General features: G+C 72.0%; 17 protein-coding genes. 9 read left to right on the top strand and 8 right to left on the bottom strand.

Features of this window, described 5'->3' with window-relative positions:
- Window positions 1-120: 120 nt before the first annotated feature.
- On the bottom strand, window positions 121-1,149 hold the full coding sequence (locus FDM97_RS15855) for a LacI family DNA-binding transcriptional regulator (protein ID WP_137991050.1): 1,029 nt from the start codon (window positions 1,147-1,149) through the stop codon (window positions 121-123).
- Between the two features lie 202 nt (window positions 1,150-1,351).
- Here FDM97_RS15855 and FDM97_RS15850 point away from each other — a divergent pair, with 202 nt between their 5' ends.
- From FDM97_RS15850 to FDM97_RS15830, 5 genes are all read left to right on the top strand, one after another.
- The gene (locus FDM97_RS15850; protein WP_137991049.1) at window positions 1,352-2,701 is read left to right on the top strand and encodes an ABC transporter substrate-binding protein; all 1,350 of its coding nucleotides are present in this window, start codon (window positions 1,352-1,354) and stop codon (window positions 2,699-2,701) included.
- 126 nt (window positions 2,702-2,827) lie between these two features.
- Complete coding sequence (locus FDM97_RS15845) at window positions 2,828-3,826, top strand: carbohydrate ABC transporter permease (RefSeq protein ID WP_137991048.1); 999 nt, start codon at window positions 2,828-2,830, stop codon at window positions 3,824-3,826.
- Window positions 3,827-3,830: 4 nt separating this feature from the next.
- Window positions 3,831-4,694, top strand: coding sequence for a carbohydrate ABC transporter permease (locus tag FDM97_RS15840; protein WP_137991047.1), 864 nt, complete (start codon window positions 3,831-3,833; stop codon window positions 4,692-4,694).
- A 91-nt stretch (window positions 4,695-4,785) separates the two neighbouring features.
- Entirely contained in the window at window positions 4,786-6,231 is a 1,446-nt protein-coding gene (locus FDM97_RS15835) for a GH1 family beta-glucosidase (RefSeq protein ID WP_137991046.1), read from the top strand.
- A gap of 117 nt (window positions 6,232-6,348) precedes the next feature.
- Window positions 6,349-8,088, top strand: a complete 1,740-nt coding sequence (locus FDM97_RS15830) for a VanW family protein (RefSeq protein WP_137991045.1) — start codon at window positions 6,349-6,351, stop codon at window positions 8,086-8,088.
- Here the strand turns inward: FDM97_RS15830 and FDM97_RS15825 are convergent.
- Together FDM97_RS15825 and FDM97_RS15820 are read right to left on the bottom strand one after the other, a co-directional pair.
- On the bottom strand, window positions 8,075-8,932 hold the full coding sequence (locus tag FDM97_RS15825; RefSeq protein WP_137991044.1) for a class II fructose-bisphosphate aldolase: 858 nt from the start codon (window positions 8,930-8,932) through the stop codon (window positions 8,075-8,077). The two genes, FDM97_RS15830 and FDM97_RS15825, sit on opposite strands and share 14 nt — an antisense overlap.
- Window positions 8,932-9,891 carry an SIS domain-containing protein gene (locus FDM97_RS15820; protein WP_254705614.1) on the bottom strand — a complete coding sequence of 320 codons (960 nt, stop codon included), beginning with the start codon at window positions 9,889-9,891 and terminating at the stop codon, window positions 8,932-8,934. Before FDM97_RS15820 ends, FDM97_RS15825 begins: the two co-directional genes overlap by 1 nt.
- A gap of 151 nt (window positions 9,892-10,042) precedes the next feature.
- On the opposite strand from FDM97_RS15820, the gene FDM97_RS15815 reads away from it, so the two are divergent.
- Entirely contained in the window at window positions 10,043-10,843 is an 801-nt protein-coding gene (locus tag FDM97_RS15815) for a DeoR/GlpR family DNA-binding transcription regulator (protein ID WP_137991042.1), read from the top strand.
- Between the two features lie 43 nt (window positions 10,844-10,886).
- Here the strand turns inward: FDM97_RS15815 and FDM97_RS15810 are convergent, their stop codons facing one another.
- Complete coding sequence (locus FDM97_RS15810) at window positions 10,887-12,950, bottom strand: phosphocholine-specific phospholipase C (protein WP_137991041.1); 2,064 nt, start codon at window positions 12,948-12,950, stop codon at window positions 10,887-10,889.
- A gap of 297 nt (window positions 12,951-13,247) precedes the next feature.
- Here FDM97_RS15810 and FDM97_RS15805 point away from each other — a divergent pair, with 297 nt between their 5' ends.
- Together FDM97_RS15805 and FDM97_RS15800 are read left to right on the top strand one after the other, a co-directional pair.
- Window positions 13,248-14,882 carry a serine/threonine-protein kinase gene (locus FDM97_RS15805; RefSeq protein ID WP_137991040.1) on the top strand — a complete coding sequence of 545 codons (1,635 nt, stop codon included), beginning with the start codon at window positions 13,248-13,250 and terminating at the stop codon, window positions 14,880-14,882.
- Window positions 14,879-15,514 carry a hypothetical protein gene (locus FDM97_RS15800; RefSeq protein ID WP_137991039.1) on the top strand — a complete coding sequence of 212 codons (636 nt, stop codon included), beginning with the start codon at window positions 14,879-14,881 and terminating at the stop codon, window positions 15,512-15,514. Before FDM97_RS15805 ends, FDM97_RS15800 begins: the two co-directional genes overlap by 4 nt.
- A gap of 5 nt (window positions 15,515-15,519) precedes the next feature.
- Here the strand turns inward: FDM97_RS15800 and FDM97_RS15795 are convergent, their stop codons facing one another.
- Window positions 15,520-16,956, bottom strand: a complete 1,437-nt coding sequence (locus FDM97_RS15795; protein WP_137991038.1) for a DEAD/DEAH box helicase — start codon at window positions 16,954-16,956, stop codon at window positions 15,520-15,522.
- A gap of 161 nt (window positions 16,957-17,117) precedes the next feature.
- The gene (locus FDM97_RS15790; RefSeq protein WP_033201600.1) at window positions 17,118-17,321 is read right to left on the bottom strand and encodes a cold-shock protein; all 204 of its coding nucleotides are present in this window, start codon (window positions 17,319-17,321) and stop codon (window positions 17,118-17,120) included.
- Between the two features lie 377 nt (window positions 17,322-17,698).
- Between FDM97_RS15790 and FDM97_RS15785 the strand changes: the two genes are divergently transcribed.
- The gene (locus tag FDM97_RS15785; RefSeq protein WP_137991037.1) at window positions 17,699-18,346 is read left to right on the top strand and encodes a DUF4232 domain-containing protein; all 648 of its coding nucleotides are present in this window, start codon (window positions 17,699-17,701) and stop codon (window positions 18,344-18,346) included.
- 21 nt (window positions 18,347-18,367) lie between these two features.
- Here the strand turns inward: FDM97_RS15785 and FDM97_RS15780 are convergent, their stop codons facing one another.
- Window positions 18,368-18,814: a DUF4383 domain-containing protein gene (locus FDM97_RS15780; protein ID WP_175439135.1), complete on the bottom strand. Its 447-nt coding sequence runs from the start codon at window positions 18,812-18,814 to the stop codon at window positions 18,368-18,370.
- 131 nt (window positions 18,815-18,945) lie between these two features.
- On the bottom strand, window positions 18,946-19,641 hold the full coding sequence (locus FDM97_RS15775) for a hypothetical protein (RefSeq protein ID WP_137991036.1): 696 nt from the start codon (window positions 19,639-19,641) through the stop codon (window positions 18,946-18,948).
- Window positions 19,642-19,775 lie beyond the last annotated feature (134 nt).

Genomic DNA, 19,775 nt, shown 5'->3' with positions numbered 1-19,775 from the left:
CCGCCCGCCCGCTGGAGGCACCCGAACGACTCGCCGAGGCGGGAACCCGTGCCGCGGACGGGCCGCCGGGACGGCACGGGCGGTGCCGCCGCCACACGGGGGCGTGCGGGGGCGTGCGGGTCAGGACGAGTCCCGGACCACCAGCTCCGTCGGGAGCACGCGGTGGGGCTGCCCCTCGGACGCCCCCGCGATCTCCTGGAGCAGCAGCCTGGCCATCGTGCGCCCCATCTCCTCGATCGGCTGGCGCACGCTGGTCAGGGGCGGGTCCATGTGGCGGGCCACCGCGGAGTCGTCGACCCCGACCAGGGCCACGTCCTCGGGGACGCGGCGCCCCGACTCGCGCAGCACGCCACGCGCCCCGGCCGCCATCACGTCGGAGGCGGCGAAGACGGCGTCGAGGCCGGGGCTGCGCGCGAGCAGCTCCCGCCTGGCGCGTCGCCCGCCCTCCTCGGTGAAGTCACCGGTGGCGACGAGGAGTTCGTCGTCGGCGAGCCCGGCCTCCGCGAGCCCTTGGCGGTAGCCGTCGAGGCGGCAGCGGGCGGCGTCCATGTCGAGGGGGCCCGTGATGGTCGCGATGCGGCGGCGGCCCCGCTCCGCGAGATGGGCGACCGCGGAGCGCCCGGCGCCGACGTTGTCGGAGTCGACGTAGGCCACCGGTTCGCTCTCGGTGCGGCGGCCGTTCAGGACGGCCGGCAGTCCGAGCGCCCGCACCTGGTCGGGCAGCGGGTCGTCGCCGTGGACCGAGACCAGCAGCACGCCGTCCACCCGCTGGGCGGCGAGGTACTGCTCGAACCGCTGGCGCTCCTTGTCGCTGCGGATGAGCGTGAGCAGCAACTGCTTGTCGGCGTCGCCGAGTTCGGCACTGACCCCGCGGATGATGTCGAGGAAGTACGGCTCCGCGAACAGCCGCGCCTCGGTCTCGGGGATCACCAGCGCCACGGCGTCGGTGCGGCTGCCGGCCAGGGCCCGCGCCGCACGGTTGGGTACGTAGCCGAGTTCGGCGACGGCCCGGTCGACGGCGGCCTTGGCGTGCTCGCTCACCCGTGGGGAGCCGTTGATCACCCGCGAGACCGTGCCGCGTCCGACGCCCGCTCTGGCCGCGACCTCCTCCAGGGTGGGCCTGCCGGTCTGGCGCCCGTTCACCACCATCTGCCGTCTCCCCTCGTATCCCTGCGTTCCCGTGAGCCTATCAAGCGTGGGAGCGCTCCCACCTCCTGCGTAACGGATCGCGACCCACCTCTTGACACCCGTACGGGCCAGGCAGCAACCTTCCGGCGAGACGCAGTGGGAGCGCTCCCATGCGTGGCCCGCTGAGCCCACGCACCGCACCACCCCGGACGAGGAGAGTCGTATGCGCACTTCCAGCACGAGCCGCAGCAGACAGAGAAGCCGTCACACCGCACGCGCCGCGGTCGCGGGGGCCGTGGCCTGCGCCGCCCTGATCACCGGCTGCGGCAGCGACGGCGGTTCCGACCAGGCCGGCGACGACGGGAAGATCACCCTGCGCATCGGCACCTTCGGCTCCTTCGGTTACGACAACACGACGGGCGCCAAGCTGTACGCCGAGTACGAGAAGGCGCACCCCGACATCAAGATCGTCGAGTCGAACGTCGCCGACGGACAGAAGTACTGGGACACCCTCAAGCTGCGTCTCTCCCGCAACAGCGGCCTCGCCGACATCCAGGCTCTGGAGGTCGGCTACGTCGCGGAGGCCACCGGCCCCGCCATGGCGGACAAGTGGGTCGACCTCGGCACGACGGGCGGCTCGGAGATCGGCGCCTTCCTCGACTGGAAGGTCAAGCAGGCCACGACGCCCGACGGCAAGATCATCGGCCTCGGCACCGACATCGGCCCGATGGCCATCTGCTACAACAAGGACCTGTTCGCCAAGGCCAAGCTGCCCACCGACCGCGCCGCGGTCGCCGCGCTGTGGCAGGGCGACTGGGCGAAGTTCCTGGAGACCGGCAAGACCTACCAGAAGAACGCTCCGGCCGGTACGGCCTTCCACGACTCCGCGAGCGGCCTGTTCAACGCGGTCGTCTCCAGCGAGCCGGTGCAGTACGCCAATACCAAGGGCGAGCTGGACTACGAGAACAGCCCGGGCGTGAAGAAGGCCTGGGACACCGCCGTCGCCGCGGCGCAGAGCGGTATCACCGCCAAGCTCCGCCAGTTCGACGAGAAGGGGACCTGGAACGCCGCCTTCAAGAACTCCAAGTTCGCCACGGTCGCCTGCCCGAGCTGGATGACCGGCATCATCAAGGATCAGGCGGGCGCCGCCAACCAGGGCAAGTGGGACATCGCCGCGCCGCCCGTGGCCGGCAACTGGGGCGGCTCGTTCCTCGCCGTCCCCAAGTCGGGCAAGCACGCCAAGGAGGCCGCGGAGCTCGCCGCCTGGCTCACCGCGCCCGCGCAGCACGCCAAGGTCTTCGGCGTGAACGGCAACATCCCCTCGACCAAGCACACCCTCACGTCCGCGGTCGTGCAGGACGCCAAGCTGCCGTACTTCGGTGACACCCCGGTCGGCCGGATCTACTCGCAGGCCGCGGCCGGCATCACTCCGGCCCCGATCAGCCGCTGGGACGGCCAGGTGAAGACCTTCCTCACCGACAACGGCATTCTCGACATCGAGCAGCGCGGCACCGACCCCGCGAAGGCGTGGGAGAACGTCAAGAAGCTGGTCGAGGACAAGATCGAGCAGTAGCGGGGGTCGCCCCCGAGCCGCCCGGCGCTCCCCCGCCGGGCGGCCGCCCGACCCCGCCCCGCACGCCGCGCACTGCACTGCACTGCACTGCACTGCACTGCGCACCGACACCGAAGGGACGCCCCCGTGGCCACCTCCCTCCGGGCGGCGGCCGACGGCTCCCCGCCGCCCGCCCCGCCCTCCCCCGCTCCCGGCGCCCCCGGGCCACCGACGAGCAGCTGGCGCAGCCGGCTCTACCGGTGGGACCTGCGGCTGAGTCCGTACGCCTATGTCGCCCCGTTCTTCCTCACCTTCGCGGCCTTCGGGCTCTTCCCGCTGATCTACACGGGCTGGCTCTCGCTCCACCGGGTGGAGCTCGGCGGCGACGCGCAGTGGCGCGGCCTGGACAACTACACCGCCCTCGCGGACAGCGAGTTCTTCTGGAACGCGCTCGCCAACACCTTCACCATCGGTGTCGTGTCGACCGTCCCCCAGCTGCTGATGGCTCTGGGCCTGGCCCATCTGCTCAACTACAAGCTGCGCGGCCGCGGTTTCTTCCGGGTCGCGGTCCTCGCCCCGTACGCCACCTCGATCGCGGCGGCGACGCTGGTGTTCGCCCAGCTCTTCAACACCGACTACGGCCTCATCAACACCGTCCTCGGCTGGGTCGGCTTCGACCCGGTGGACTGGGAGTCCTCCCGGTGGCCCGCGCAGATCGCCATCTCGACGATCGTGACCTGGCGCTGGACCGGCTACAACGCGCTGATCTATCTGGCCGCGATGCAGGCGGTGCCGCAGGATCTGTACGAGGCGGCGGCGCTCGACGGGGCCTCGCGGTGGCGGCAGTTCCTCAGTGTGACGATCCCCTCGATCCGCCCGACGATCCTGTTCACGATCGTCGTCTCCACGATCGGCGCCACCCAGCTGTTCGGCGAGCCGATGATCTTCGGTGGCAGCCTCGGGGTCAGCGGCGGCAGCGGCAACCAGTTCCAGACGCTGAGCCTGCTGATGTACGAGAAGGGCTGGGTGACCGGCGCGCTGGGGCAGGCGTCCGCGATCGCCTGGGTGATGCTGCTGCTCCTGCTGCTGATCGGAGCGGTCCGGCTGCTCCTCGCACGGGTGAACCGCAAGAAGCTGGGGGCCTGACCTCATGTCACGTGTACGTGTAAGCCTGCGGCCGTCGGCCGGCCGCCAGCACCACGCCGGCCCGCTGACCTACGTCCTGCTGGGCCTGGCCGCGCTGGTCTCGCTCTTCCCGCTGTACTGGAACCTGGTCGCCGCCTCCCACTCGGGCGAGCGCGTGGTCGAGGCCCCGGCCCCGCTGCTGCCCGGCCCCCGGCTCTTCGACAACCTCACCTTCGCCTGGAACCAGGTCGACATGGGCGAGGCCCTCGTCAACACCACGGTCGTGGCGGGGCTCGTGGCGCTGTCCACCGTCCTGTTCTCCACCCTGGCCGGATTCGCCTTCGCCAAGCTGCCGTTCAAGGGGCGGGGCGCCATGCTGACGCTCGTGGTGGCGACGATGACGATCCCTCCGCAGCTCAGCGTGATCCCGCTCTACCGGATCATCACCGACCTGGGCTGGGTCGACCAGCTGCAGTCGGTCGTCCTGCCGTCCCTGGTCGCCGCGTTCGGCGTGTTCTTCATGCGCCAGTACCTGATCGAGGCGCTGCCGGTGGAGCTGGTGGAGGCGGCCCGGATGGACGGCGCGCACAGCCTCAGGATCATCTGGCACGTGGTGTTCCCGGTGGCCAGGCCCGCGATGGCGGTGCTCGGCATGCTCGTCTTCGTCCAGGCCTGGAACGACTTCTTCTGGCCGTTCATCGCGCTGACCCCGGACGGGAATCCGACCCTGCAGGTCGCCCTCGCCGGCCTCGGATCGGGCAATCACACCGTCGACCAGTCGATCGTGCTGACCGGCGCGCTGATATCGACGCTGCCGCTGCTGCTGGTCTTCGCCGTGCTCGGCAAGCACATCGTGGGCGGCATCACCGCGGGCGCGGTCAAGAGCTGACCGGCGCCCCGACCCCCGTACCTCACCCTCTCTCCCCCCCACATCGCTCGTACGTCCTTCGTACGTCTCTCTCACCCGGGAGCACTTCCGCATGACCGCGACAGATCCCCGACCGCTCACCACGACCCGACGCTTTCCGGCCGGCTTCCTGTGGGGCGCCGCCACCGCCGCGTACCAGATCGAGGGCGCCGCGGCGGAGGACGGCCGCACCCCGTCGATCTGGGACACCTTCTCGCACACCCCGGGGAAGGTCTTCGAGGGCCACACCGGTGATGTGGCGGTCGACCACTACCACCGCTTCCGTGACGACGTCCGGATGATGGCGGACCTGGGCCTGAGCGCCTACCGGTTCTCGGTCTCGTGGCCGCGGGTCCAGCCCACCGGGCGTGGCCCCGCCGTCCAGAAGGGCCTGGACTTCTACCGCCGTCTCGTCGACGAACTGCTCGGGGCCGGCATCGAGCCGGTCGTCACGCTCTACCACTGGGACCTGCCGCAGGATCTGGAGGACGCGGGCGGCTGGCCCGAGCGGGCCACCGCCGAACGGTTCGGCGCGTACGCGACGCTGGTCGGCGAGGCGCTCGGCGACCGGGTCACCCGCTGGACCACGCTCAACGAGCCCTGGTGCAGTGCGTTCCTGGGGTACGGCTCCGGGGTCCACGCGCCGGGCCGCACCGACCCGGTGGCCGCCCTGCGCGCCGCCCACCACCTCAACCTGGGGCACGGTCTCGCCGCCCAGGCGCTGCACGCGGCGCTGCCGGGCCGGGCCCGGCTCTCCATCAGCCTCAACCTGCACGAGATCCGTCCGCTCGACCCCGCGTCGGCCGGGGACCGGGAGGCGGCCCGCCGGATCGACGCGGTCGGCAACCGGGTCTTCCTGGGCCCGCTGCTCGACGGGGCGTACCCGGAGGACCTGCTCGCCGACACGGCGTCGCTCACCGACTGGGCGTTCGTACGGGACGGCGACACGGCGGCGATCCGGCAGCCGCTGGACTCGCTCGGCATCAACTACTACACGCCGACGGTGGTGTCGGCGGTCGCGGAGGGGATGGCTAAGCCGCAGGACGACGGGCACGGGGCGAGCGACCACTCCCCCTGGCCGGGGGCCGACGACGTCGCCTTCCACCGGGCACCGGGCGAGAGCACGGCGATGGGCTGGGCGGTGGACCCGAGCGGCCTGTACGACCTGCTGACGCGGGTCTCCGCGCGCTACCCGGACCTGCCGCTGCTGATCACGGAGAACGGCGCCGCCTACGAGGACGAGGTCCGCGGGGACGGCACGGTCCACGACCCCGAGCGGATCGCGTACGTGCACGGCCATCTGGCGGCCGTGCACCGGGCGATCGCCGACGGAGCGGACGTCCGCGGCTACTTCCTCTGGTCGCTGATGGACAACTTCGAGTGGGCGTACGGCTATGCGAAGCGGTTCGGCGCCGTCCACGTCGACTACGCGACGCAGACGCGTACGCCCAAGGCGAGCGCGCACTGGTACGCGGGCGTGGCGCGGTCGGGCGAGCTGGCCGATCCGGCGGCGGGCTGAGCCGAGGCCGCAACAGCGAGATCAGCCCAGGTCAGGGCCTTCCGACATGCGTGGGGTACCCGCTCGGCGTAACGTCGCCGGTGGATCTCGGGTACCCCGACCGCACCGGGAGGCTGTGTGCGCGGCTCCAGGTACGACGACGCGGCCCCCTCCCGGGGCCGTCGGCGGATACGCATCGCGGTGGCGGCGGCCGGAGCGGCCCTCGTCGCCGCGGGCGGGCTGTACGTGGCGGGGCTCGTCGCCACCGGCGACGACATATCCGAGGGCACCAGGGTCGACGGCGTGGACATCGGCGGTCTGAGCCGCGACGAGGCGCGGGCGAAGCTGACGTCCTCGGCACCGGCGTCCTGGACCGCCCCGATACCGGTGCTGATCGGTGAGAGCACCGGTACCGTCGATCCCGCCACCGCCGGTCTGAGTGTCGATGTGCGGCAGACCGTCGACCGGGCCGCCGACCCCGCGCGCGGCCCGGCGACCGTGATCGGCCGGCTGTTCTCCTCGGACGAGAGGGACGTCGAACCGGTCGTCTCCTTCGACGAGGCCGAGGCCCGTACGGCGATGGCCGAGACGGCCCGGACGTACGACCGCGCCACCGTCGAGGGGTCCGTCTCCTTCAAGGCGGGCCAGGTGGTCACCGTCCAGGCTCGCGACGGACAGAAGCTGGACGTCGACGGCGCCGTCGACACCCTGCGCGCCAACTATCCCGAGCGCGTGGCGGAGAACCCGGTCGCACTGCCGACCGCCGTGTTCCGGCCCAAGGTGGGCGAGGCCGAGACGGCGCGTTTCCTGAACGAGTTCGGGACCCCGGCGATGTCGGGGCCGGTCACTCTCACCGTCGACGGCAAGAGCCTGCGGATCACGCCGACGACGCTCGGCGCCCATCTGACGGTGAAGGCGGACGCCAAGGGCCGGCTCGTCCCCACGCTGGACGCCCAGGGGCTGATCCGCGACCCGGCGGTGGCGCGCCCGCTCGACGCGGTCGCCACCGGTCCGGTGGAGGCGAAGCTGGGGGTGGAGGAGGACGGCCGGGTGGTGGTGCTCTCGGACGGCCGCCCGGGCCATGTGGTGTCCGCGAAGGCCCTGGGCGACGCGGTGCTTCCGCTGCTGCCGAAGAAGGGCGAGGCCGCCCGGACCGGGCCCGTGGCCACGGAGCTGATCCAGCCGGTGCTGACCCGAGCGTCGGTGGCGGAGATGGGCATCAAGGACCGGATGTCGACGTTCACGGTCGACTTCCCCACCGCGCCCTACCGGACGATCAACATCGGCCGGGCGGTCGAGCTGATCAACGGCTCCGTGGTGAAGCCCGGAGAGGTCTGGAGCTTCAACCGGACCGTCGGCGAGCGGACCAAGGCCAACGGCTTCGTGGACGGCACCATGATCCTGGACGGGCAGTACCACTCGGCTCCGGGCGGCGGGGTCTCGGCCGTCGCCACCACCGTCTTCAACGCGATCTTCTTCGCAGGGGTCAAGCCGGTCGAGTACGGGGCGCACTCCTTCTACATCGAGCGGTACCCGCCCGGCCGGGAGGCGACCGTGGCCTGGGGCACGCTGGACCTGAAGTTCCGCAACAATTCCGACGCGTCGATCTACATCCAGGCGAGTTCCACGGACTCCTCGGTGACCGTCAGCTTCCTCGGCACGAAGAAGTACGACGTCGTGGAGGCGGTGGAGGGCCCCCGCACCAACCTCACGGAGCCCGCCGAGCGGACGGGCACGGGCCCCAAGTGCGAGCCGCAGCCCCCGCTGGAGGGCTTCGACATCACCGTGGACCGTGTCTTCCGCGATGACGGGGCGGAGGTGGGGCGGGAGACGTTCCGTACGCACTACACCCCGCGCGACCGCGTCACGTGCGAATGACGCTGCACGCGTCGGCGGCGAGCACCCGGAGCAGATGGGTGACCGCCTCCGCGACGGCGGTCCGCGCCGGGGCGAGATAGCGGCGGGGGTCGACGGTCTCGGCGTTCTCGCGCAGGCAGGTGCGGACGGCCTGGGTGAACGCCTTGTTCAGGTGGGTGGAGACGTTCACCTTCGTCATGCCGGCGCTGATCGCCCAGCTGAGGTCCACGTCCCCGACCCCTGACGAGCCGTGCAGTACGAGGGGTACGTCCACGGCCTCGCGCAGCCGGGAGACGAGCTCGAAGTCGAGGACGGCGTCCCGGGTGAGCATGGCGTGCGAGCTGCCGACGGCGACGGCGAGGGCGTCCACCGCGGTGGCGGCGACGAACTCCCGCGCCTCGTCCGGGTCGGTGCGCACCCCGGGGGCGTGGGCGCCGTCCTTGCCGCCCACCTCGCCGAGTTCGGCCTCCACCCAGACGTCGTGGCGGTGGCAGTGGTCCGCCATCTCGCGGGTGGCGGCCACGTTCTGCTCGTACGGGAGGGTGGAGGCGTCGAACATGACGGAGCGGAAGCCGAGTTCGACCGCCTCGCGGACGAGCTCGGGCGACTCGGCGTGGTCGAGGTGGACCGAGACCGGGACGGCGGCCCGGCGGGCGATGGCGAGGGTGGCGAGTCCGATGGGTTCCAGGGAGCCGTGGTAGCGGGCCGTGTTCTCGCTGATCTGCAGGATGACGGGCCGGTCGGCGGCCTCGGCCCCGGCGACGATGGCCTGCGCGTGCTCGATCTGGATGACGTTGAACGCCCCGGCGCCGGCGTTCTGTTCGCGTGCGCCGAGGACGATCTCGCCGGTGGTGGTGAGCGGCATCAGTTCTGCTCCGCTCCACCGGTGGTCAGGACGACGGACCGGGTGAGGTTGCGCGGCCGGTCGGGGTCCTGGCCCTGCGCCTCGGCGAGCAGGACGGCGAGCCGCTGCGCGCGGATGAGGTCGGCCATCGGGTCGAGCGCCGCGTCGGTGTCGCCCGACTCCGCGACGAGGGTGCCGCCGACGCGGGCGACGTCGTCGGCGAGGCCGGCGGGGACGGGGCCGAACGCCCAGGCCACCCGGCCCGGCGCGGTGACGCTGATGGGTCCGTGCCGGTACTCCATGGCCGGGTACGCCTCGGTCCAGGCGCCCGCTGCCTCGCGCATCTTCAGCCCGGCTTCGAGGGCGAGGCCGTAGGTCCAGCCGAAGCCGAGGAAGGTGTACTGCTCGGCCTCGGTGATCTCGGCGGCGAGGGGTTCGGCGACGGCGCGCTCGGCGTCCTTGGCCGCCTGCTCCACCGTGCGCACGCCGGCGGGCAGGGCGTCCTCGGCCTCCAGGTGCGCGCGGAGCAGGGCGAGGGCGGTGGTGGCGAAGCGGGTCTGCACCACCGACTCCTCGTCGGCGAAGTCGAGTACGGCCACGGCGTCGGCCGCCGTCATGACGGGGGTCGCCGGGTCCGCGGTGAGGGCTCCGGTGGTCACTGTTCCCCTGACCCGGGCGAGCAGGTCGAGGACCTCGGTGGTGGTGCCGGAGCGGGTGATGGCCAGGATCCGGTCGTAGCGGCGCCCGGGCGGGAACTCGGAGGCGGCGAAGGCATCCGTCTCGCCGTGGCCGCCGCTCTCGCGGAGCCGGGCGTAGGCCTGGGCGATGAACCAGGAGGTGCCGCAGCCCGTCACGGCGACGCGTTCACCGCGTACCGGGAGGGCCGCGCGGTGCTGGGGCAGGGTCTCGGCGGCCTTGCGCCAGGAGGCGGGCTGGGAGGCGATCTCGGCGGCGGTGCGGGAGGGTCCCGAGCTGGGCACGTGCGACTCCTTCACAGACAAGTGATGCTCACTCATGCTCGTAAGAGCATATTTTCGAGCAACTTCGAGCATCCATTTCCTGCGCAGTATCCATCAGAGAAGCGCGTCGGTCCAGAGCCCACTCCGCCCGTACGGCGCTAAAATCGCGATCATGTCCAAGCCCGAGCGATGGAACGCGCTCCTCGAACTGCTCGCCTCGACCGGCCGGCTGGAGGTCGAGGAGGCCGCGACCACGCTCGACGTCTCGCCCGCCACGATCCGCCGGGACCTCGACGAGCTGGCCGAGCAGCGGCTCCTCGTCCGCACCCGCGGCGGGGCCGTCGCGCAGGGGGTCTCGTACGAGCTGCCGCTGCGGTACAAGTCCTCGCGCCACGCCTCGGAGAAGCAGCGCATCGCCGCCGCGGCGGCCGATCTCGTGCGCGAGGGCGAGGTGGTGGGGCTCAACGGCGGGACGACGACGACCGAGGTGGCGCGCGCGTTCGCCCTGCGCTTCGCCGGCGGCCGGCCGCCGGCGCCCGGGACGGCGCCCGCCCCCGCGCTGACCGTGGTCACCAACGCGCTGAACATCGCCGGTGAGCTCGCCGTACGGCCGCAGATCAAGATCGTGGTCTCCGGGGGCGTGGCCCGCCCGCAGACGTACGAGCTGGTCGGCCCGCTGGCGGCCGGAGTCCTGAACGAGGTCGTGCTCGACGTCGTCGTCCTCGGTGTCGACGGCATCGACGCCGAGCTGGGCATCATGGCGCACCACGAGGACGAGGCGGGGATCAGCCGGCTCCTCGCCGAGCGCGCGAGCCGGGTGATCGTGGTCGCCGACTCCTCCAAGCTGGGACGGCGGGCCTTCGCCCGTATCTGCGGACTCGACCGGGTGGACGTCCTGGTCACGGACGCGGCGCTCCCGGCCGAGGCGGTACGGCAGTTGACGGACGCGGGCGTGAAGGTCACGACCGTGTGACCTCTCCGGCGTCCGGACCACCGCACCGCCCCTCCTCCCGGGCTCAGGCGGTGATGATGCCCGGGTCGCTGACGCCCGGGGCTCCGGTCTCCACATGGCCGGCGAAGCGGCGCAGGAAGGTGCCGTCGCCGTCGGAGACGACCGTCAGGTCGTACCAGCGCCTGCTGCCGCGCAGATCCACGGTGTGCGTCACGGTGGCCCCCTTGAGCACCCTGAAGGTCTGCGACTGCCCGCCGTAGGCCGGGGCGCTGGTGACCGTGAGGTTGACGTCCCTGGCGCCCGGATTCGTCATCGTGAGCACCACGGTGCCCCCGACGCCGTCATGACGGGCCGTCACCTCGGGTCCTGCCGTCGTGCCCGGTCCGCGGAAGCGGCGCAGGAAGCCCTGCGGGCCGGTCACGGTGAGGTCGTACGTCCCCGCGGAGTACGCGGTGTTCCAGGTGTCCGGCAGGCTCGCGCCGGCCCCGGTGGTGTACGTCCACGGCCCGTCGGTACGGTTCGGCGCGGTGACGTGGAAGAAGGCCCCGGCCTTGGCGCCCGCGCCGAAGGTGAGGGTGAAGCGGCCCGTGGACGGGGTGGCCGTGCCGTCCACGTACAGCTCGTACGGCAGTGCCCTGGTCGGGCGCGCCCCCGCCTCCTGGACCGGCAGGACCGGCCTCCTGGGCGGCTTCGGGACGTAGCTGGGGTGCCGCTCGTTGTCGAGCGGCTTGTAGGCCGAGGTGTCGGGCAGCGCGACCGGAGCCGCGTCCTCGAGACCGAAGTCGAAGGCCGAGGTGAGGTCGCCGCAGACGGCCCGCCGCCAGGGCGAGATCTGCGGCTCCTGCACACCGAAGCGGCGCTCCATGAACCGGATGATCGAGGTGTGGTCGAAGACCTCCGAGCAGACGTAACCGCCCTTGCTCCACGGCGAGACGACGAGCATCGGCACGCGCTGGCCGAGGCCGTAGACCCCGGCGGCGTAGCCGGCGTTGCCGGAGAACCAGTCGAGGGAGGTGTCGACGGTGGAGAGCCCCTGGGCGGGCGAGGACGGCGGGTAGGGCGGGACGACGTGGTCGAAGTAGCCGTCGTTCTCGTCGTACGTGATGAACAGCGCGGTCCTGCTCCACACCTCCGGGTTGGAGGTCAGCGCGTCGAGGGCCTGGGCGATGTACCAGGCGCCGTAGTTCGACGGGAAGTTGGGGTGCTCGGTGAACGCCTCGGGGGCCACGATCCAGGAGATCTGCGGGAGCCGGTTCGAGGCGACGTCGGCGCGCAGGATGTCGAAGAACCCGTCCCCCTTCGACACGTCGGTGCCGGTGCGGGCCTTGTCGTAGAGCGGGCTGCCGGGCTGGGCGCCCCGGTACTGGTTGAAGTAGAGCAGGGAGTTGTCGCCGTAGTTGCCGCGGTAGGCGTCGTTGATCCAGCCCCAGTGGCCGGCCGCGTTCAGGCCGTCGCCGACGTCCTGGTAGATCTTCCAGGAGACGCCGGCCTGCTCGAGCCGCTCGGGATACGTCGTCCAGGAGTACCCCGCCTCCTCGTTGCCGAGGACGGGGCCGCCGCCCGTACGGTCGTTGCCGGTGTGGCCGGACCACATGTAGTAGCGGTTGGGGTCGGTGGCGCCGATGAACGAGCAGTGGTACGCGTCGCAGACGGTGAACGCGTCGGCGAGCGCGTAGTGGAACGGGATGTCGTTCCGGTTCAGATACGCCATCGTGCCCGCGGACTTGGCGGGGATCCACTGGTCGTACTTGCCGTTGTTGAACGCCCGGTGGCCGCCCGCCCAGTCGTGGTTGAGCCCCGCGATGAACTGCATGCCGAGGTCGTCGGCGGTCGGGTGGTACGGCAGCACGGTCTTGGTGCCGTCCTGCTGATGCCAGACGGACTTGCCGCTGGGCAGCGTGACCGGACGCGGGTCACCGAAGCCGCGGACACCGTTCAGCGCGCCGAAGTAGTGGTCGAAGGAGCGGTTCTCCTGCATCAGCACGACGATGTGCTCGACGTCGGCGAGGGTCCCGGAGGTACGGGCCGCGGGGATGGCGGCGGCCCGGGCGATGCTGCTGTTGAGGGCGGCGAAGCCGGCCGTGGCACCCGCTATCTGCAGGAAGCGGCGCCGGTTGAGTTCGGTCATGGTCTGAGCACCTCTGATGGATTCCGGGGGACGGTGGTCCGAGCGAGCCCAAGATCAGTGGGTGAGGGGACGGGGGCGTGTCGTCGACGCGTGGGGGCGCGGTACAGGACATGAACGCGGAGCGATGCGTGCGTCCCCACGGCCGCGTACACCGTAGGGGCGGGCGCGCCGTCGCCGAGGCCGCTCGGCGAAGAGTCCATGGGGTCGCGCGAGAAGTCCATGCGCCGCACACGCGCCCTTGCCGGGAACCGACCGTGGCCGGAATCTGTCCCCAGTTGAGGAGGATTGGGGGGCGAGATGGACGCATGGGTGGTCCCCGGGTACACGGAGTCCCGGGAACTGGGTTCGGGCGGCAGCGGGCGGGTGGTGCTGGCCGTCCATGACGCGACCGGGTTGCCGGTCGCGGTGAAGTACCTGGGCGAACGCCTGCGGACGGACGCGGCCTTCGTCCAGGGGTTCCGGGCGGAGGCGCGGCTGCTCGGCGGCCTCGACTCGCCGTACGTCGTGGGCTTGTACGAGTACGTCGAAGCCCCGCGGGGCGCCGCCATCGTCATGGAGCTGGTCGACGGGGTCGCCCTGCGCGCGCTGCTCGCCCGGGAGGGCGCCACCGGCCCCGAGGCGGCGCTCGTGGTGCTCAAGGGCTCGCTCCTGGGTCTGGCCGCCGCGCACCGGGCGGGGGTCGTGCACCGCGACTACAAGCCCGAGAACGTCCTGGTCGCGGCGGACGGCTCGTCCAAGCTGGTGGATTTCGGCATCGCGACGGACCGCGGCAGCACCCCCGGCATCGCCGGCACGCCCGCGTACATGGCCCCCGAGCAGTGGAACGGGGAGCCCGTGTCCCCCGCCGCCGACGTGTACGCGGCGACCGCGACGTTCTTCGAGTGCCTGACCGGGCGCAAGCCGTTCACCGGCCAGAACTTCGCCGAGCTGGCGCTGCAGCACCTCGACGCGCCCGTTCCCGACGCGGACGCGCCCGAGCCCCTGCGCCCCCTGATCCGGCGCGGTCTGGCCAAGGCCCCGCAGGAGCGTCCCGAGAACGCGGCGGCGTTCGTCAGCGAGCTGGAGGCCGTCGCCACGGCCGCCTACGGGCCCGACTGGGAGGAGCGCGGCCAGCGGCGGCTCGCGGCGCTCGCGGCCCTGCTTCCGCTGCTCTTCCCCTCGGCCGGCGGCCCGGCCACGGGCACGACCGCACTCGCCACGACCACCCTGCCCGAGCCGGGCGGACGCTGGGGCAGGCTGTGGCGGCGGGTGCTGCCGGCCGGCGTGGCCGCGCTGGTCCTGGCCGTACTGGCCGCGGTGGGCGCGCGGGCGGGTGACGACGGGCCGGGTGGGTCGACGACCGAGGCCTTCGCCACGACGAGCGCGCAACCCGGCACCACGCCGGGCACCACCGCTCCGCCGGACAGCCCTTCCCCGACGAGCAGCCCCTCCGCGAGCGAGTCGGCCACCCCGACGGCCACGCCCTCGGACATGCCGACCACCGCCCCGCCCTCCGTGACGGCGACCCCGACGGCGACCGGCACGGCGACTCCGACGGCCACGGCGACCTGGACCCCGACGACGCCCCCGGCCACGGACCCCACCACCACACCGCCGGCCCCGCGGCCGGTCGGGGTGAAGTCGGTGTCCGTGACCTCACTGCGTCAGACCGGCCCGAGCACCGCCGAGGCCTCGTTCGAGGTCCTCACCGACGGGACCGGCCCGGTGACCGTCCTCATCGCCTGGTTCACAGGGGACACCAAGGGAGGCACGGGCGTCTCCGACGGGTCCGAGAGCATCCGGCGGAGCGGGGCGACGCAGTACACGATCACGCTCACCCACACCTTCCAGGGCAACGGCTGCTACTGGGGTGTGCGGGCGACGACGGACCCCTCGGCCGCGAACGGCGGCTCCACCCAGCAGATCCTGACCCGGCGGTGCACGATCTCATGAGCGATCCCCGAATTCCCCAGGACCCCGACGAGTACAGCGCCACGGTGCTCGGCAGCCACTGGTTCCAGCGGCCGGCCGAGGACGTGGCGCCCGACCGGGTGGAGGGCGAGGTCCTGCGCTTCGGCCCCGGTGTGACGGCGGCCGCGCTGCGCCGGGCGGCCGACGGCCCCACGACGGCGCAGATCTGGCACGGCACCCTGCCCGGCGGCGGCGCGGGCGGAGTACCGCCGCGCCGCCGTGGCGTGCTGCGCCGGTACGCCCTGGCCTGCGCGGTGCTGCTCGCCGTGCTCGCGTTCCTCGCCTGGCAGCGGTTCGGGCCGGAGGTGTCCGTACGCCGGGTGACGGTCGCCGCACCGGAGCAGCCGCTCGCGTGCGACGGTACGGCGGACGTCGTGGCGGTGCTGGAGACCGACGGGCGGCCCGGCACGGTGACGTACCGCTGGGAGCGCAGCGACGGCACCACGTCCGGGCTGCTGCGGGAGCAGCTCGCCCGCCATCAGACGGAGGCGCGTCTGCATCTGCTGTGGACGTTCCGGGGCCAGGGCGAGCACCGGGCGACGGCCAGGCTGGTGATCGTCTCGCCCACCCCCGGGCACACCGCGGAGACCCGTTTCACCTACCGCTGCGAGTGAGGTCGTCAGCGTCCGCGGCGGATGCGGGCGGCCTTGCGGGCCTCGGCCAGCTTGCGGTCCTCGGCCGACCGCCGGGACTCGTTCTTGGCACGGCCGGGCCGCCCCGGGACGGTCCCGATGCCGCGGAAGGGCGCGCCGCCCCGCTTGGGGCGTTCGGCGCTGGGCGCGCTGCCGTCGACGGGGACGCCGGAGGGGGCCTTGGCGCCGGTGATACGGCTCAGCGTGGCCTCGCCCGAGCGGACCTGGGTGACCTGGGGGCGGAGCCCCGCCTCCGCCATGAGGCGAACCACGTCACGGCGCTGGTCGGGGAGGACGAGCGTGACGACGCTGCCGGACTCGCCGGCGCGTGCGGTGCGGCCGCCGCGGTGCAGATAGTCCTTGTGGTCGGCGGGCGGGTCGACGTTGACGACCAGGTCCAGGTCGTCGACGTGGATCCCGCGCGCCGCGACGTTGGTCGCGACGAGGACGGTGATGTCGCCGTTCTTGAACCGGTCGAGGGTGCGGGTGCGCAGCGGCTGCGACTTCCCGCCGTGCAGCGCCTCGGCCCGCACGCCACTGCCCCGCAGGTGCGCGGTGAAGCGGTCGACGGAGTGCTTGGTCTCCAGGAACATGATCACGCGCCCGTCGCGGGCGGCGATCTCCGTGGCGGTGGCGTACTTGTCGGCGCCGTGCACCTGGAGCACGTGGTGCTCCATGGTGGTGACGGTGGCGGCCGAGGGGTCGACCGAGTGCACGACCGGGTCGTGGAGATAGCGCTGGACCAGGAGGTCGACATTGCTGTCGAGGGTGGCCGAGAACAGCATGCGCTGGCCGTCGGGGCGTACCTGGTCGAGGAGTTCGGTGACCTGGGGCATGAAGCCCATGTCGGCCATCTGGTCGGCCTCGTCCAGGACGGTGATGTCCACCCGGTCCAGGCGGGCGTCCTTGCGCTCGACGAGATCCATGAGGCGGCCGGGGGTCGCGATGAGGACCTCGGCGCCGTCGCGCAGCGCGCCGGCCTGCCGCCCGATCGACATGCCGCCGACAACGGTGGCCAGGCGCAGCTTCAGCACCTGGGCGTACGGCGTGAGGGCCTCGGTCACCTGCTGGGCCAGCTCGCGCGTGGGCACGAGGACCAGGGCCCGGGGCCTGCGCGCCTCGGCGCGCCGGCCGGCGGTGCGTGCGAGCAGCGCGAGGCCGAACGCGAGCGTCTTGCCCGATCCGGTACGCCCCCGCCCGAGGACGTCGCGCCCCGCGAGGGCGTTCGGCAGGGTGGCGGCCTGGATCGGGAAGGGCGTGTGGACGCCGAGAGCGGTGAGCTGCTCAAGGACCACGGCGGGCAGCTCCAGCTCGCCGAAGGCCTCGACCGGGGGGAGGGCCGGGGTGTGGATGACGGGCGCCGCGAATTCGTCCGTGGGCGCGGCGGTGCGGCGGGTGGGGGGCGTCTGGGCCGAGCTGCTCATGAAAACCTTCCTCGACGCGGCTCCGTATCGAGGAATTCACAGCGGCGGTGGCCGTTTGAATTACCGGGACGAACCGAACGTCCGTAAAACAGACTGAAAATGCGACGAGCTGGGGCCCTCACCTCATGGTGAGGACCCCAGCTGCGTCGGGCGCTTCAGCGTCAGGCGGGGAGGATGTTCTCCGCCTGCGGGCCCTTCTGGCCCTGGGTGACGTCGAAGGTCACCTTCTGGCCTTCCTGGAGCTCACGGAAGCCGGAGGTGGCGATGTTGGAGTAGTGGGCGAACACGTCCGGGCCGCCACCCTCCTGCTCGATGAAGCCGAAGCCCTTTTCCGAGTTGAACCACTTCACGGTGCCAGTAGCCATGTCATATCTCCTTCGGGGCAGTACCCGGGAATGTGCACTGTGCGCATCCCGGCGTCGCCGCGATGATTGCCCGTCCGGAAAAAGCACCGAAAATAGAAAAAGTGCCTGACGAAAACAACTCGCCTAAGGCACTTGAAGTCTATGGGAACCACAACTGCAACTGATCACAACTGTAGCACGGCGTGGTCATCCATGCACGGAATTCCTCATTCCTGAAGCCACCGAGGTCGCGGCCCCGCGCCCGGCCCCCACCTGACCGGGTCGGCGCGGGCTTCCGTGGTGGATTCGGGAAGGCTCGGTCACCAAACCGTGAAGGTTGGGCGAGACGCTGGTGTCCTGTCCAGCGCGCTCGCGCTGCCGAGTCGGGGGAAGAAGAGATGACCCACCAGATCCGCCGTAGCGTCCGCAGAACCGCCGTCGTCCTCGCCGCCGTGTCCGCACTGGCCCTGACGGCCTGTGGACCCGAGGAAGCCCCGACCGGCGGCGGGACCGCGGCCCCGTCGGCCACCCCGTCGAAGCCCGCCACTCCGTCGACCACCCCGCCGAAGCCCACGACCCCGCCGAAGCCCACAACCCCGTCGGGCTCCCCGAGCGAGGGCTCGTCCGACCCCGACTTCGCGGTCTTCCCGTGCAGCACGTTCGACGTGAAGTTCACCGCGACCCTCGCGGAGCGCACCACGAGCAGCTACCTGCTGAAGATCACCAACAAGAGCGGCAAGCCGTGCAAGGTCCTGGACTACCCGATCGTGACCTTCGGCGACCTGGACGGGGCGGCGACCGAGCGCTCGGAGACGCACCCCGGCACCGACATCCGGCTCGCGCCGGGCGAGTCGGCGTACGCGGGGCTCATGGGCGGGGTGAACGACGGCAAGGGCCGGGCCGTCGACTCGATCGCGATGACCATGAACACCGCGTCCGACCTCGAACAGGTACCGCTCAAGGCGTCGACTCCCGGTCTGTACGTCTCGTCCACCGCCTCGGTCACCGCCTGGCTGAGCAACGCCGAGGACGCCCTCAGCCTGTAGCGGGCCGCGCGCCGCGCGGGGCTACCCCCGGCGGGTGCCCCGCGTGAGGGCCAGGCCCAGGACGACCATGCCGAGGCCGAGGCCGAAGTGCAGCCAGTCGTCGGCGGAGTTCAGGGGTACGAAGTTGGCGTCGCTGTCCTTGTCGATCACGAGTCCGTAGATCCACAGCGCCAGGTAGACGACACCGCCGACGATCAGGAACGACCGTGCCGTGCGGGCCGTCCTTGACAGGGCGACGCCGACGATGCCGAACAGCGCGTGGACGAGGTTGTGGAGGATCGAGACCTGGAAGACGCCGAACAGTTCGGCCCCCGAGTCGCGCTCGGCGAACTCCAGGGAATCGAAGTCGGTGGTCACCCCGGGGACGAAGCCGAGGACTCCGACGATCAGGAACACGACTCCGACCAGCAGGGCGGCCTGTTGCACAGCGGTTCCGCGTCCGGGCGCCCGGGTGTGTGCTCCGGCCATGGCGCATCGCCTCCTTGGCGCGTCCCCGAGAGGGGTTCCGCACCGCGCCTACCCCGTGGGAGCGAAGTCAGCCGCGTTCCGGGCGAGGAGCCGGGTCCCGCCCGGGGGACGGGGGCGGGACCCGGCGGGTGTCAGCTCGTCACGGTGATCTGCTGACCGGGGTCGGTCGTGTCCGTCACCTGGTAGGTGGCGGTGAAGGTGGCCGTCTGGTTGCCCGTCGGGCACAGGAAGCCGCCCGTCACGGTGGCCGGCACCGGTGCGCCGGAGATGGCCAGTGCGGACGGCGCCCCGTTGGTCCACGTGCCGTTCACGGCGGTCGGGCCGCTCGGCGAGGCGGTGATCGTGCAGCCGGCCAAGCCGCTGGTCCTGAGCACGACCCCGCCCTTGGGCATGGTGAGCCCGGCGGCGACGGGTTCGTCGTGCTGGGCCGAGAGCGACCAGGGGCCGTTGGTGGCGTTGCTGGTGACGGTCACGCTCACCCCGCTGATGTTCGTCGTGCATCCGCTGAAGGTCGGCGGGTTGATGGTGGCGCTGACGGGGCCGGCGTCGTTGTGGTTGCCGGGCGCCGCGGGGACGGTGTTGTTCGCGCCGGTCGTCGGTACGGAGGCGGAGACCGTGCAGGTCATGGTGGTGGATCCCGCCGTGAACGTGGCCTTGCCGGTGAGGTTGGCGGCGAAGGAGTGCCCGGCCGGCGACACCGTGGTCGAACTCTCCTGTGTCTCCTGGGCGTTGGCGGTGGTGGCGCCGACGAGGGCCAGGGCCGCGGCGGCGGCGAGCCCGGTCGCGGGGGCGAGCAGTGCGCGCGGGCGTGACGTACCGATGGACATGGGGGATCTCCTCGGACGAACGTCGAAGGTGGGGGTGCGAGGAGGTGCGGATGTGCGTGGTCGGGCGCGTGTGGGGCGTGCGCCGCCATGCAAAGTGACTTGAGAGTAGGACCGGCCGGTAGGGGTGTCCAGGT

This window comes from Streptomyces vilmorinianum, from assembly GCF_005517195.1.
In the GTDB taxonomy this organism is placed as follows: domain Bacteria; phylum Actinomycetota; class Actinomycetes; order Streptomycetales; family Streptomycetaceae; genus Streptomyces; species Streptomyces vilmorinianum.
Note: the sequence above shows the minus strand (reverse complement) of the source record. Positions and strands in the feature narration are given on the sequence as shown.

What these genes read in the sequence shown, in the direction of transcription:
- FDM97_RS15855 (WP_137991050.1), bottom strand. Translation starts at nt 1,149, where the DNA reads ATGGTGGTGAACGGGCGCCAGACCGGCAGGCCCACCCTGGAGGAGGTC.
- FDM97_RS15850 (WP_137991049.1), top strand. Translation starts at nt 1,352, where the DNA reads ATGCGCACTTCCAGCACGAGCCGCAGCAGACAGAGAAGCCGTCACACC.
- FDM97_RS15840 (WP_137991047.1), top strand. Translation starts at nt 3,831, where the DNA reads ATGTCACGTGTACGTGTAAGCCTGCGGCCGTCGGCCGGCCGCCAGCAC.
- FDM97_RS15835 (WP_137991046.1), top strand. Translation starts at nt 4,786, where the DNA reads ATGACCGCGACAGATCCCCGACCGCTCACCACGACCCGACGCTTTCCG.
- FDM97_RS15825 (WP_137991044.1), bottom strand. Translation starts at nt 8,932, where the DNA reads ATGCCGCTCACCACCACCGGCGAGATCGTCCTCGGCGCACGCGAACAG.
- FDM97_RS15815 (WP_137991042.1), top strand. Translation starts at nt 10,043, where the DNA reads ATGTCCAAGCCCGAGCGATGGAACGCGCTCCTCGAACTGCTCGCCTCG.
- FDM97_RS15810 (WP_137991041.1), bottom strand. Translation starts at nt 12,950, where the DNA reads ATGACCGAACTCAACCGGCGCCGCTTCCTGCAGATAGCGGGTGCCACG.
- FDM97_RS15805 (WP_137991040.1), top strand. Translation starts at nt 13,248, where the DNA reads ATGGACGCATGGGTGGTCCCCGGGTACACGGAGTCCCGGGAACTGGGT.
- FDM97_RS15800 (WP_137991039.1), top strand. Translation starts at nt 14,879, where the DNA reads ATGAGCGATCCCCGAATTCCCCAGGACCCCGACGAGTACAGCGCCACG.
- FDM97_RS15795 (WP_137991038.1), bottom strand. Translation starts at nt 16,956, where the DNA reads ATGAGCAGCTCGGCCCAGACGCCCCCCACCCGCCGCACCGCCGCGCCC.
- FDM97_RS15790 (WP_033201600.1), bottom strand. Translation starts at nt 17,321, where the DNA reads ATGGCTACTGGCACCGTGAAGTGGTTCAACTCGGAAAAGGGCTTCGGC.
- FDM97_RS15785 (WP_137991037.1), top strand. Translation starts at nt 17,699, where the DNA reads ATGACCCACCAGATCCGCCGTAGCGTCCGCAGAACCGCCGTCGTCCTC.
- FDM97_RS15780 (WP_175439135.1), bottom strand. Translation starts at nt 18,814, where the DNA reads ATGGCCGGAGCACACACCCGGGCGCCCGGACGCGGAACCGCTGTGCAA.
- FDM97_RS15775 (WP_137991036.1), bottom strand. Translation starts at nt 19,641, where the DNA reads ATGTCCATCGGTACGTCACGCCCGCGCGCACTGCTCGCCCCCGCGACC.